Here is a 12519-nt window from a genome sequence, read left to right on the forward strand (position 1 = left end):
CGGCTCAGACGGTACGGGCGCCGGCCGGCAGTGCAGCGGTCGCGTCCGGCTCCGCGCCTGCCCCCTCGATGTCCGCGAGGTCCCGGTTCCTGGTCTCCCTGGCGCATCCGACCGCCACGACGGTGAGGAGCGCCGCGGCGATGACGTACAGCGCGATGGGCGTCGAGCTGTCGAAGTCCGCCAGCAGCGCCGTGGCGATGAGCGGCGCCGGAGCACCGGCAGCGACCGACGAGAACTGTGCCCCGATCGACGCACCCGAGTAACGCATCCGGGTCGCGAACATCTCCGAGAAGAAGGCCGCCTGGGGCGCGTACATCGCACCGTGGAAGATGAGCCCGACGGTGACGGCGAGCAGCAGACTTCCGAAGCTACGGGTGTCGATCAGCGCGAAGAACGGGAACATCCACAGCCCCACGCCGACCGCACCGACCAGATAGACGGGCCTGCGCCCGATCCGGTCCGACAACGCGCCCCACATCGGAATGACCGCGAAGTGGACGGCCGAGGCGATGAGCACCGCGTTGAGCGCCGTCTGCTTGCCCAGGTCCGCTGCCGTGGTCGCGTAGACGAGGATGAACGCCGTGATGACGTAGTAGCTGATGTTCTCCGCCATCCGGGCACCCATCGCGATCAGCACATCGCGCCAGTGGTGCCGCAGCACGGCGACGAGCGGCATCTTCTCGGCCGCCCCGGCGGCCGACCTGCGCTGCTCGGCCTGCGCCAGCGCGGCCTTGAACACCGGCGATTCGTCGACGGAGAGCCGAATCCACAAGCCGATGACCACCAGGACACCGGAGAGCAGGAAGGGGATGCGCCAGCCCCACGCCCCGAAGGCCGAGTCCGACATCAGCGCGGTGAGCGCGGAGAGCACTCCGGTGGCGAGCAACTGCCCGGCAGGCGCCCCCGTCTGCGGCCAGGACGCCCAGAACCCGCGCCGCTCGGCGCTCCCGTGCTCCGACACCAGCAGCACGGCCCCACCCCACTCCCCACCGAGGGCGAAGCCCTGCACCAGACGCAGGACGGTGAGCAGCACGGGGGCGGCGGCCCCGACTGTGGCGTGCGTCGGCAACAGCCCGATGGCGAACGTCGCACCACCCATCATCAGCAGACTGAGCACCAACAGCTTCTTGCGGCCGAGCCGGTCGCCGTAGTGCCCGAACACCAGGGCGCCGAGAGGCCGGGCGGCGAAGCCGACCGCGTAGGTGAGGAAGGAGAGAAGCGTGCCGACGAGCGGGTCGGACTCGGGGAAGAACAGCTTGTTGAAGACCAGCGCGGCAGCTGACCCGTACAGGAAGAAGTCGTACCACTCGATGGTGGTCCCGATGAGGCTTGCGGCGACGATGCGCTTGAGCGAGCGGGTGGTCGGCGGGGCGGATGCCGAGGCAGCCATGAACACCACTTCCGGGCGGTTGGCGGGGACGGTTTCGTGTCGCCACACCGTAGGAATGGGCAGGTCAGAGGCACATGTGGCGGGACACCATAGTTCTCGGGCCGGGTGTGCGCGGGGCCACTATGACAGGCACGTCGAGACTGCTTCGAGGACCGTATTGAAGGCCGGCAGGCGAGTGTCAGGATTGCGCTATTAGGCATGGTCTATTGCCCTGGTGCTGACTCCCGTGCTGGTTTGGTGCTGACCTGAAACCGCATGTCAGCACCCCTGATCACCTGTCCCGTGCTGACTTGGTGCTGACTACGCAGCGTCGAACTTCGGCATTCGGGGCGGATCGGGCGGGTAGTGATCTCCCCTTCCGCGCGCCTGCGGTCAGGCCTGGCGGGTTTCTGCGGAGCCGGCCATGGTTGGTGGCACGTGGCCCCGCACCGGCAGGCCCCCGCACCGCGATCGCCCACCCGGCCAGGCGCCGTGAGCAGAGATCGATCACGGTCGCGAGATAGCGGAACGTCCCGCCGGTCAGCGGCAGGTATGTGATGTCGCCGACGTACTTTCGGTTCACCTCGTCCGCGGTGAAGTTACGGCCGATCAGGTCCGGCACCTTCGCCGCGGCGGGGTCCGGGATGGTGGTGCGATGCTTCCTGCGCGGGCGGAGGCCGGCCAGCCCGATCGCCTGCATGATGCGGGCGACCCGCTTGTGGTTCACGCGCTCGCCGTCCTCGCGGAGTTCAGCGGTGATCCCGGGGACGCCGTAGGTGCCGTCCGAGGCCCGGTGGATCACGCGTATCCGGGCGGCGAGCTGGGCGTCGGCAGCCTGGCGGGCTGCCCGCAGCGGTGCACTCCGGCGCCAGTGGCAGAAGCTTGAGCGGGCGATGCCCAGGATGCGGCACAACCGCTTCACGCCGTAACGGCGCTGGTGGTCCTCAACGAACCGGCAGCGGTTCACCAGCCCGTCTCCGAGGCGAAATAGCGGGCCGCCTTGCGCAGGATCTCCCGTTCCTTCTTCAGCTCGGCGTTCTCCCGCCTCAAGGCGGCGACCTCGGCCTCCAGAGCCGACGGCGCCACCGGAACCGTCGGCGGCTTGGCCGCCCGACGGCCGCGCGGACGACCGGCTCCGGCCGCCCGGATCCAGTTGCGCAGCGTCTCCGGGTTCACCCCCAGGCCGGCGGCGATCTGCTTGATCGAAGCCTCGGGCCGCGACTCGTACAGCGCGACCGCCGCCGCCTTGAACTCCGGCGGATAGTGCTTCATGACCAGGACACGTCCATCTCTCAGATCCTCAAGATCCACTATCTCGAGTGTCCAAGATCAGGGGTGAAGGCCCGTTGCCACCTGCTCCGTGGCGCTGTTCCGGGTGTGCACTCCTGAATCGGCATCCCTTTCCCTTCCTCTTGAACGCCGCAGCGTGGGCAGCACTGTTGTGGTGGGATTCTGCCCCACGGTATTGACAAAGGCGGGCCTGGCAGTTCGCCGAGCGCCGCCTCTGCCGGCACCGTGAGTCCCAGAGCTGCGGGCAGGTCGGCTGCTGCGACTCCTCCCGCACAAGCACGCCACCGCGCACCGCGAGGCCACGGGGCACCCCCTCATCCGCTCCAACGAACCGGGCGAGACCTGATGGTGCTACGAGGACCAGGTGACGTTCGGCGTCGACGGCGTCGGGCCCGGGCGGCCTGAGCGTGGGCCGCCGGGCCGGTGCCGGACGGGTGCCGCCGGGCGGGCCCGTCAGCCGGCGCCCCCCGCCGCCAGCGGATCGAGTTCCCTGCGCCGCCGGCTGATGGAGTCGGGGTCCCAGTCCGGCCGGGGAACGGATGCCAGCAGCAGCTGCGTGTACGGGTGTCCGGGGTCGGAGAGCAGCTCCGCGACGGGGCGGTGTTCCATGGTGCGGCCCCGGAACAGGACGAGCGCCTCGTCGCACACGTACCGCACGACGGCCAGGTCGTGGCTGACGAAGACCAGGCCGATGCCGGTGTCGCGGCGGATGTCCGACAGGAGGTTGAGCACCTGGGCCTGGACCGAGACATCGAGCGCGGACACCGCCTCGTCCAGTACGAGCACCGCAGGTTCGACCGCCAACGCGCGTGCGATGGCGGCGCGTTGACGCTGACCGCCGGAGAGTTTGCGCGGCAGGGCCGCCGCCTCCCGCTCCCCGAGGCCCACCTGGGCGAGGAGTTCCCGCATCCTGGCGGCCCGGGCGCCGGGGTCGGCGAGACCGTGCAGGCGCAGCGCTCCGTCGATGGTGGCGCCGATGGTGATCCGTGCGTCCAACGAGAGGTACGGGTCCTGGAAGACGATCTGCACCGCCTTGGCACGGGCGAGTCGGGCCGCCCTGCCGCGTACGGTCGGAGCCAGTGGTTCACCCTGGACGAGGATCTGGCCGGCGTCGGGGCGTTCGAGGCCGATCAGCATCCGGGCCGTGGTCGTCTTGCCGGAGCCCGACTCCCCAACGATGCCGAGGGCGCCGCCGGCCCGCAGTGAGAACGACAGGCCGTCGACGGCGACGACCTCCGCCTTTCCCGTCCGGTAGGTCTTGCGCAGCCCGCTGACCCGGAGCAGCGTGCGGGCGCTGTTCTCGACGGTCAACTGCCCTCCCTTGTAGCGGTGTTGTCCATGGAGGTGAGTGAATCCTCCGCGAGGTGGCAGGCGACCAGCGCCTCGCCGTGCCGCTCCAGCCGCGGCGCTGTCCGGTCGCAGACTCCGGGCCGGGCCAAGCGGCAGCGCGCCGCGAAGGAGCAGCCGGGCGCCGAGTCGAGCAGCCCCATGGGGGAACCCGGGATCGGGGTGAGCCGGGCGGGCGGTCCGTCCGGGGCCTGGAGGGGCGGCGACGAGCCGAGCAGGCCCGCGGTGTAGGGGTGGCGGGGTGTTTCGAAGAGCTGTGCGGTGGGAGCGGTCTCGACGATCCGGCCGGCGTACATCACGTAGATGCGGTCGCAGACTGCGGCCGCGAGTTCGATGTCGTGCGTGATGAGGAGCATGCCCAGGTCGCGTTCGCGCTGCAGCCGCCCGAGGATGGCCATGATCTCGGCCTGGGTGGAGACGTCGAGCGCGGTGGTGGGTTCGTCGCAGAGCAGCAGCCTGGGCCCGGCGGTGAGCGCTCCGGCGATCATGACGCGTTGCAGCATGCCGCCGGAGAGCTCGTACGGGTACTGGCGCAAGTGCCGCTCCGGGTCCGGGAGTCCGACCGCGGCGAGCAGTTCGGCGGCGCGGGCGTTGGCGCGGCCCTTGTCCCAGCCGTTGTTGACGCGCAGCGACTCGGTGAGGAAGTCGCCGATGCGGCGGACCGGGTTGATGCCTGCCCGGGGGTCCTGGAAGATCATCGACGCCGTGCCGGTACGGATCGACCGTAGGGCTGCCGGGCCGGCGCCCACCACCTCCGTTCCGTCGACGCGCACGTGGCCGTCGATGTCGGCCCCGGTGGGGAACAGCCCGAGGGCCGACCGTGCGGTGACCGACTTCCCGGAACCGGATTCGCCCACCAGCGCGACGATTTCACCCGCCGACACGGTCAGGTCGATGCCGTCGAGTACCGGCCGGGCCATGCCGGGCAGCGCGATGCTCAGGTTCTCGTACTCCAGCAGCGCCATCAGGTCTTCCTCCCTGCGAGCCGGTCGCCGACGTTCTCCCCGACGATGTTGAAGGCGACGACGACCACCACGACGGCGACGGCGGGCACGACCGCGGACAGCGGCTGGCCGCGCAGGACGGCGGCCTGGGACTGGTTGATCATGGCGCCCCAGTCCGGTGTCGGCGCCTGCACGCCCAGGCCCAGGAAGGACAGGGCGGCGAGGTCGAGCAGCGCGTAGCCGAAGTTGACGGTGGACTGGGCGAGCACGGTCGGGCCGATGTTCGGCAGCAGCCTGCGGACGGCGATGTACAGGGCGGAGTGCCCCTGCACACGGTAGGCCGCGATGTACGGCCTGGCCTGCTCCTGCATCGCGAGGCCGCGCACCAGGCGTGCGGTGTACGGCATGTAGGCCACGGACATGGCGATCACCGGCGCCGTCATCCCCTTGCCGAAGACCGCCACCGCGAGAATCGCGACGAGCAGCGCCGGGAAGGCGAAGACGACATCGAGCAGCCGCCCGATCACGGTGTCGGCCCAGCCGCCCCGCCACGCGGAGAACAGGCCGATGGCGATGCCGGCGACGGTCGAGACCAGTACCACCAGCAGCGGTCCGACCAGACTCGTACGGCTTCCTTCGACGAGGGCCGAGAAGGTGTCGTGCCCACCCTGGTCGGTGCCCAGCCAGTGGTCGGCGCTCGGGCCGACGAGCCCCGTGCCCAGCTCTCCGTACGTCGGGTCCTGCGGTGACAGCCACGGTGCGAACACTGCGACCAGCACGAACAGGACGAGAAGGCCCAGGCACAGGTTCTCCAGCCGGCTACCCCCCATGGAGCGCAGCTTGGCGACCGGTCTGCGGGTCAGTCCCGCCATCGGGGCGCTCATCGTGCACTCCCCGCTGCCGCCACCCGCGGATCGATCAGCGGATGCACCAGGTCCACCAGGAAGTTGACCACGACGAACGCGGCAACCACGAGCAGCACGATCGCCTGCACCACCTGGAAGTCCATCTGGTTGACCGAGGTCACCAGCAGTGATCCCACGCCCGACATGCCGAACGCGGTTTCCACGATGGAGGTGCTCACCAGCATTCCGGAGATGAGGAGCGCGGAGACGGTGACGATCGGGCCGAGGGCGTTGCGCAGTACGTGCCGCCGGATCACGGTCCACCGCGGGGTGCCGCGGCTGACCGCGACCTCGACGTGCTCACGGTCCAGTTCCTCCAGCATCGACGAGCGGGTCACCCGGGTGACCATCGCCATGAACGTGACGGACAGGGCGATCGCCGGCAGTACGACGTGGTGCAGCCGGTCGAGAACGCCGGTGCCGTTGCCGATGGTCGGGAACCAGCCCAGCTTCACGCCGAACAGCGACCGCAGCAGCAGTGCGGCGACGAAGGCGGGGGCCGCGGCCCCCACCGTCACCAGCAGCATCAGCATCGAGTCGGTGCGTGTGCCGCGGCGCAGCGCGCCGACGATGCCGGCCGCGACACCGACCACCGCGATCAGCAGGGCGGAGGCGGCGATCAGCAGCAGGGTGGCCGGCAGCCGCGACCAGATGACCGAGCTGACGTCCTGGTGGAAGACGTAGGAGCGGCCGAAGTCGCCGTGCAGTACGCCGCCCAGCCAGTCCCAGTACCGGACGAAGAACGGCTCGTCGAAGCCGTATCTGTGGCGGATCTGGGCGAGTTCGTCGGGGCTGGCGCTGCGCCCGCGCACCAGGAAGCTCGCCGGGTCGCCGGGCGCCAGGTACAGCGAGGAGAACACCAGGAAGGAGGTGACCAGCAAGGTCGCCGCCATCCCGGCCAGGCGGCTCACGACCCCGAGCGCCCGGGTGGTCGTACGGCTCACTTCTTGGCCCCGATCTCGGCAGCCCACGGGTAGTAGAGGTGGGCGACCGACGGCTGGACGCCGGTGATCCGGTTGCCGAGGAAGACGCTCGTGGGCTGCGTGTACAGGGGCAGCCAGGGCAGTTCCCGCAGGGCGATCTTCTGCGCCTTGGCGCTCGCCCTGGCCCGCGCGGCCGGGTCGTAGGTGCCTGCGGCGTCCTCGACCGCCTGGTCGAACTCCTTGTTCGACCAGCCGCCGTAGTTGGTGAACATGCCGGTCTCCAGGGAGCCGTACACATCCAGCGGGTCGGTGATCGAGGTGTACCAGAAGGTCAGGAAGAGGTCGATTCCCTTGCGGGCGGCGGCGTCGGTGAAGAGCGTCGAGTACTTCTCCGGGGACAGCGTCTCGATCTTGGGGTCGAGGCCGATGGCCTTGGCGGCCTGCTCGACGGCCTGCGCGACGATCGTGGTCTGCGAGTCGAGGGGGCTGGTCGCGATGACGATCCGCTCCCCCTTCACCCCGGCCTTCTCCGCGATCTCCTTGGCCTTCGCCGGGTCGTACGGGTAGTGCGGCACGTCCTCGATGATGGCCTTGCGGTCCGCGGGGGGCGCCTGGTCCCACATGTTGTCGGTGACGAGGGAGTCGGCGACCTCGCCCATCCCGCCGGCGCCGGCCTTGACGATGCCCTTGCGGTCGATGGCCATGAGCAGGGCCTTGCGCACCTCGGTGTCACCGAGCGGGCCCTTGAGGTTGCTGACGATCTCCTCGGCGACGGTGCTGTTGACGCCGTAGTAGAGCTTGCCGGCCGTGGACGAGCCGAGCTGGTCGTAGGCGTCGGCCGGGACCATCCAGCCACCGTCCACCTCACCACTCTGGAAGGCGTTGACGCGGGTCGTCGCGTCGCTCAGGAACACGAACTTGACCTGGCTCGCCTTGGGCTTCAGCTCGGTGTTCCAGTAGCCGTCGAACTTCCTCAGGGCGAGCGACTGGCCCGACGCCCAGGACCCGAACGAGAACGGGCCCGTGCAGTTCACCCCGCCCTTGGGACTGCCGTAGTCCTTGCCCGCCTTGGCGAGCGTCGCGGCCGACTCGACGGTTCCCGAGCTGGTGGCCATCTCCTGGTTGAAGACCGCGTCCGGCTTCGTCAGCTTGACGGTGACTTCCAGCGGCCCGGTCATGTCGATCGACTTCACGTTGCGGAACGTGTTCTCCCACGCGCTGCCCACGGCGGGGTCCATGTGGCGGCGCAGGGAGGCGACGACGTCCTTCGCGGTGAGGACCGTCCCGTCGTGGAAGCGCACGCCCGGACGGATCTTGTAGACCCACGTGGTGGGAGTCGGATTGGTGAACGAGGACGCCAGGTTCGGCGACGTCGTCAGGTCCGGGTTCCAGCGCAGCAGGCTCTCGCAGACGTTGGCGAGGATCTGGTTCGGCGGGTAGTCGTAGGCGTAGGCGTAGTCGAGCGAGGAGGGCTCGGCGTAGATCGACCAGGTGAAGGAGTCGATGTCGCCCGCGGCGGCGGGCGTCTGCTTGGTCAGCTTGTACGACGTGCCGGCGTCGGCGTCCTTGTCCGGGTTCGCCGTGCCGCTGCACGCACTGGTGATGAGAACGGCGCTCGCCGCGAGGAGGGTCCCCGCCACGCGGCGCACCGCCCGCATCCGTGTCGGCCGTCTAGATCCTGCACTCTGCGTTGGCACTGTCTGTCTCCGTCCGGGGTGGGCTCGATGAAGTGCGTGGGGGGCTGCGTCAGTCGGTCGACGCAGTGGGCGCGGTCGTGTTCGCGTCGAACACGAGGCGGCCTTCGACGTACGTCCGGCGTACCCGGACGTCGCCTATCTCGTCGGCGGGGCGCGTGAACGGGTCACGGTCGAGGACGACGAGGTCCGCGTATTTGCCCACCTCGACCGTGCCGGTCACGTCGTCGAGGTGGTTCACCCAGGCGGTGCCCGCGGTGTACGCGGTGAGCGCCTCGGCCAGGGCCAGTGCCTGTTCGGGGTAGAACGGCGGGTACGTCTCACCCTCGGGGAGTTCCTGGGCGGGGGCGGCACGGTTGACCGCGACGTGGATGCCCCACAGCGGGTTGGGGCTGCTCACCGACCAGTCGCTGCCGGCGGCGAGGTGGGCGCCGGCACGGCGCAGATCCCCGAAAGGGTACTGCTGGGCGGCGCGTTCGGCCCCGAGGAACGGGATGGTCAGCTCGTCCATCTGGGGTTCGTGGGCGGCCCACAGCGGCTGGATGTTCGCGCCGACGCCCAGTTCCGCGAAACGCGCGATGTCATCGGGATGGACGACCTGGAGGTGGGCCAGGTGGTGCCGGTGGTCGTTGGCACCGTTGGCTGCACGGGCCTCGCCGAGCGCGTCGAGTGCCTCGCGCACGGCACGGTCGCCGAGCGCGTGGAAGTGGACCTGGAAGCCGGAGCGGTCGAGCGCGCACACCGCTTCCTTCAGCAGTCCGGGCTCGACGAAGCTCAGGCCGGAGTTGCCGGTTGAGCAGCCGCAGCTGTCCAGATAGGGCTCCAGCATCCCGGCGGTGAAGTTCTCCGCGACGCCGTCCTGCATGATCTTGATGCTGGTGGCCGCGAAACGACCCGCCTGCCCGATGCGGCGGCGCTCCTCCAGCTCCGGAAGCTGCTCCATTCCGCGGTTCCGGTCCCACCACAGGGCGCCGACGACCCGGGCGAGCAGCGAACCTTCGCGGGCCGCACGCAGGTAGACGGGCAGGTTGTCCGGGTAGCCGTGGAACGAGCCGATCATGGCGTCCTGCCACCCGGTCACCCCGAGTGAGAACAGGTACTCCTGCGCGGCGAGCAGCCCGGCGTACGTCTCGTCCTCGGTCGCGACCGGAACATGACGGGCCACCAGCTCCACTGCGCCCTCGTGCAGGGTGCCGGCCGGGGTGCCGTCCGCCTCCCGCTCGATACGACCGTCGGCCGGGTCGGAGGTGTGCCGGTCGACACCGGCGATCTCCAGCGCGCGGGTGTTGACCCAGGCGCCGTGGCCGTCGCAGTTCACAAGCAGCACGGGCCGGTCGGGCACCACCGCGTCGAGCATGGAGCGCGTCGGCGTGCCGCCCGGGAAGCAGTCCATCGACCAGCCGCCGCCACGGATCCAGGCCACGTCCGGGTGGTCCTTGGCGTACTGGGCCACCACGTCGAGACAGCCCTCGGCGGTGGTCCGCTCGCTCTGGTCGCAGCCGAGCATCTGGGTGCCACCCATCACGGGGTGGATGTGCGCGTCCTGGAATCCGGGGACGAGCAGGCCGCCCTCCAGGTCGACGACCTCCGTACCGGCACCGGTCAGCGCGCGCACCGTACCCACGTCGGCGACGGCGATGATCCGGCCGCCCGCGACGGCGACGGCGGCGTCCACCGGGACGGGGCCCGCTCCGGTGAAGACCCGGCCCCCGACGAAGACGGTGTCGGCCCATTCGCTGCTGTGCGCCATCGATTCAACCTCCAGCAGGGCGGAATGACCCGCCCGACGTGTTCGTTGAGGAGGAGTGAACGACAGCGCATCAGTGCTGTCAACAGCGTTGCGCCCACTGGATCCCGAACCGATACACTGGCCGCACCATGCCGAAGTCACCCGCCGCCAAGGCCCGGAGCAAGCGCGCCGGCAGTCAGCTCACGCCCGGTGCGATCATCGACGCGAGCCTGCGCATTGCCGCCCGCGGAAGCGAGGACGCCTTCACCGTCCGGCGCCTGGGCGAGGAACTCGGGGCGGATCCGACCGCGATCTACCGGCACTTTCGTGACAAGGACGAGCTGTTGCTGTCGGTCGCGGACCACATGCTCGGCGAGGCGCTCGACGCCATCCCCGACGGCCTCGACTGGAAGGCCCGCATCCGGGCACTCGCCGACGCCTCTCTCGCGGTCGCCCTCAAGTACCCGGTGGTGGGCTCCGCCATGGCGAGCCGGACCACGCGCCGCTCCAACGAGTTCCGGGTCGTCGAACTCATCCTCGGTGCCGTCCGGGATGCCGGCCTGGAGGGATCCGAGGCCGCCGTCCACTACCGCATGATCGGGGACACCCTCCTCGCGTATGTGGGCCAGCAGGCCGCCTTCCTGCTGTTCGACGCGGACGCCCGCGCGGCCGACGACTCCGCGTGGAACCGCGAGTACCGGCTGGTCGACCCGCAGCGCTTCCCCCACATCACCGGCCTCAGTGGCGAACTCGCCGAGGTGACGGACGAACAGATCTTCGACGCCATGGTCGAGGCCCTGATCTCGACTGTCGAGAAGCGCGCCGCGACTCCTCGGGGCGAGTGACCCGGGTCAGCCCAACGCCAGGCGGTCCGGCTCGGCCGTCCGTCGGTCCGTGGAGCGTGGGCGGAGCCATCTCCGGACGTCGCTCTCCGGGGAGGCCGAGCCCGGGCCGATCCGTGGCACGGGCCCTGCCGGAGGGGTTCCGGCAGGGCCCGTCGGCCCGTCGGCCTCCGCTGCACGAGGCCGAGGTCCGTGAGGATCTCGTCGGCCGCGCGCTGACCGGACTCGGCTCCGCCCTCCATGTAGCCCTGCGCCTGTGGGGCTCGAAAAGTCGTCGTTGCAGGTCACGCGGCGTATCGATACTCGTTGATGATGCCGCCGAGGACCCTGGTGCGAAGCAGGCTTCGGTCGTCGAGGTCGTGCACGATTGCGGGCTGCTCGGTCGCGCTGGGCGGTAGCTGTTGCCGGGGTCGGTGCGGCCGGTGTCCGTTGTAGTGTTCCTGGTAGTCAGCCAGGACCTTCCTGGCGTGGCTCTCGCCCAGGATCAGGACGTGGTCAAGGGCCTCGCGGCGGATGGTGCCGATCACGCGTTCGCAATGCGCGTTCATGCGCGGTGCCCGGGGCGCGCTGAGCAGCACCTCCGTGTCCTGGGCGGTGAAGACGGCATCGAAGGCGTCGGTGTACTTGCTGTCGCCGTCGCGTAGCAGGAACCGTGGCCCGGCGCCCCGCTCGCCGAGGTCGGCAGCGATGTTCCGGGCTTGTTGTACCGCCCACTGCGCGGTGGGGTGCGCGGTCACCCCGGTGATGTGCAGTCTCCGGGTGCCGTGCTCGATGAACGCCATCGCGTACAGGCGCTTGCCCCAGGCCGTGTCGACATGGAAGAAGTCCGCGGCAAGGATCCCCTGAGCCTGCGCCGTGAGGAAGTCGCGCCAGGTGGGGCCGGAGCGGCGCGGGGCGGGGTCGATGCCTGCTGCGTGCAGCATCTCCCAGACCGTGGAGGCCGCGACGGGGTGCCCGAGTCGGGCCAGTTCGCCCTGGATGCGGCGGTGGCCCCAGCGGGGATTTTCATCGGCCAGGCGCAGCACGAGACTCTTGAGTGCGGCCGCCGTCGGCGGCCGTCCGGTGCGAGAGCCGCGGTAGTCCCACTTCCTGGCGATCAGTTTGCGGAGCCAGGCCAGCAAAGTGCCGGGGGTGACGGGGAAGACGGCGGCCCAGCGGCCACGCGGTATCAGCGAGCTGAGGGCGGCGAGCCAGAATCGGTCGGCCTGCTCATAGTGCACCCTGCCCTTCACATGCCTGCGCAGGATGGCATTCTCGTGCCGCAGCACCAGCAGTTCGGCATCCTTGGCGGTGTCTCGACGCAGTAGGACCGCGGGGACGGACAACAGCGCGCGGGCGGTGCGGTAGAGCAGGGACACGCAGACATCACCCAGACCCGTCTGCTCGGCCTGGCCAAGTACCTTGCTGAGAGCCCGTTCACGGGAATCCTTGCGCATGCCCGCTGTTAGGGGATGGGAAAAGCAGACCGTCGGCGGC

At 70.0% G+C, this 12519-nt stretch carries 11 protein-coding genes; 1 reads left to right on the forward strand and 10 read right to left on the reverse strand.

Annotation, left to right across the window (positions count from 1 at the left end):
* Positions 1-4: 4 nt before the first annotated feature.
* The 9 genes from ACIOMQ_RS17130 to ACIOMQ_RS17170 all read right to left on the reverse strand — a co-directional run bounded on the left by ACIOMQ_RS17130 (position 5) and on the right by ACIOMQ_RS17170 (position 10222).
* A complete protein-coding gene (locus ACIOMQ_RS17130; protein ID WP_401987800.1) occupies positions 5-1390 on the reverse strand; it encodes an MFS transporter in 1386 nt (461 codons plus the stop codon).
* A gap of 271 nt (positions 1391-1661) precedes the next feature.
* The gene (locus ACIOMQ_RS17135; RefSeq protein ID WP_401269809.1) at positions 1662-2336 is read right to left on the reverse strand and encodes an IS3 family transposase; all 675 of its coding nucleotides are present in this window, start codon (positions 2334-2336) and stop codon (positions 1662-1664) included.
* Complete coding sequence (locus tag ACIOMQ_RS17140) at positions 2333-2641, reverse strand: transposase (protein WP_401987803.1); 309 nt, start codon at positions 2639-2641, stop codon at positions 2333-2335. The genes ACIOMQ_RS17135 and ACIOMQ_RS17140 overlap by 4 nt, the downstream gene beginning before the upstream one ends.
* Before the next feature lie 471 nt (positions 2642-3112).
* Positions 3113-3970 (reverse strand): ATP-binding cassette domain-containing protein, encoded by an 858-nt coding sequence (locus tag ACIOMQ_RS17145; RefSeq protein ID WP_362209467.1) that lies wholly within the window; start codon positions 3968-3970, stop codon positions 3113-3115.
* Positions 3967-4971, reverse strand: a complete 1005-nt coding sequence (locus ACIOMQ_RS17150) for an ABC transporter ATP-binding protein (RefSeq protein ID WP_362209464.1) — start codon at positions 4969-4971, stop codon at positions 3967-3969. Before ACIOMQ_RS17150 ends, ACIOMQ_RS17145 begins: the two co-directional genes overlap by 4 nt.
* Positions 4971-5834: an ABC transporter permease gene (locus ACIOMQ_RS17155; protein WP_402189352.1), complete on the reverse strand. Its 864-nt coding sequence runs from the start codon at positions 5832-5834 to the stop codon at positions 4971-4973. The genes ACIOMQ_RS17150 and ACIOMQ_RS17155 overlap by 1 nt, the downstream gene beginning before the upstream one ends.
* The gene (locus tag ACIOMQ_RS17160; protein WP_362209460.1) at positions 5831-6799 is read right to left on the reverse strand and encodes an ABC transporter permease; all 969 of its coding nucleotides are present in this window, start codon (positions 6797-6799) and stop codon (positions 5831-5833) included. The genes ACIOMQ_RS17155 and ACIOMQ_RS17160 overlap by 4 nt, the downstream gene beginning before the upstream one ends.
* The gene (locus ACIOMQ_RS17165; RefSeq protein WP_402127792.1) at positions 6796-8418 is read right to left on the reverse strand and encodes an ABC transporter substrate-binding protein; all 1623 of its coding nucleotides are present in this window, start codon (positions 8416-8418) and stop codon (positions 6796-6798) included. Before ACIOMQ_RS17165 ends, ACIOMQ_RS17160 begins: the two co-directional genes overlap by 4 nt.
* A gap of 106 nt (positions 8419-8524) precedes the next feature.
* A complete protein-coding gene (locus ACIOMQ_RS17170; RefSeq protein WP_402189355.1) occupies positions 8525-10222 on the reverse strand; it encodes an amidohydrolase in 1698 nt (565 codons plus the stop codon).
* Positions 10223-10350: 128 nt separating this feature from the next.
* Between ACIOMQ_RS17170 and ACIOMQ_RS17175 the strand changes: the two genes are divergently transcribed.
* Entirely contained in the window at positions 10351-11046 is a 696-nt protein-coding gene (locus tag ACIOMQ_RS17175) for a TetR/AcrR family transcriptional regulator (protein WP_402189358.1), read from the forward strand.
* A 281-nt stretch (positions 11047-11327) separates the two neighbouring features.
* Here the strand turns inward: ACIOMQ_RS17175 and ACIOMQ_RS17180 are convergent, their stop codons facing one another.
* On the reverse strand, positions 11328-12479 hold the full coding sequence (locus ACIOMQ_RS17180) for an integrase core domain-containing protein (RefSeq protein WP_402189361.1): 1152 nt from the start codon (positions 12477-12479) through the stop codon (positions 11328-11330).
* Between the last annotated feature and the right edge of the window lie 40 nt (positions 12480-12519).

The sequence above is a fragment of the Streptomyces sp. NPDC087845 genome, from assembly GCF_044742755.1.
Taxonomy (GTDB): domain Bacteria; phylum Actinomycetota; class Actinomycetes; order Streptomycetales; family Streptomycetaceae; genus Streptomyces.

Coding starts and splice junctions, on each gene's coding strand:
- ACIOMQ_RS17130 (WP_401987800.1), bottom strand. CDS start 1,390: ATGGCTGCCTCGGCATCCGCCCCGCCGACCACCCGCTCGCTCAAGCGC.
- ACIOMQ_RS17140 (WP_401987803.1), bottom strand. CDS start 2,641: ATGAAGCACTATCCGCCGGAGTTCAAGGCGGCGGCGGTCGCGCTGTAC.
- ACIOMQ_RS17150 (WP_362209464.1), bottom strand. CDS start 4,971: ATGGCGCTGCTGGAGTACGAGAACCTGAGCATCGCGCTGCCCGGCATG.
- ACIOMQ_RS17155 (WP_402189352.1), bottom strand. CDS start 5,834: ATGAGCGCCCCGATGGCGGGACTGACCCGCAGACCGGTCGCCAAGCTG.
- ACIOMQ_RS17170 (WP_402189355.1), bottom strand. CDS start 10,222: ATGGCGCACAGCAGCGAATGGGCCGACACCGTCTTCGTCGGGGGCCGG.
- ACIOMQ_RS17175 (WP_402189358.1), top strand. CDS start 10,351: ATGCCGAAGTCACCCGCCGCCAAGGCCCGGAGCAAGCGCGCCGGCAGT.
- ACIOMQ_RS17180 (WP_402189361.1), bottom strand. CDS start 12,479: ATGCGCAAGGATTCCCGTGAACGGGCTCTCAGCAAGGTACTTGGCCAG.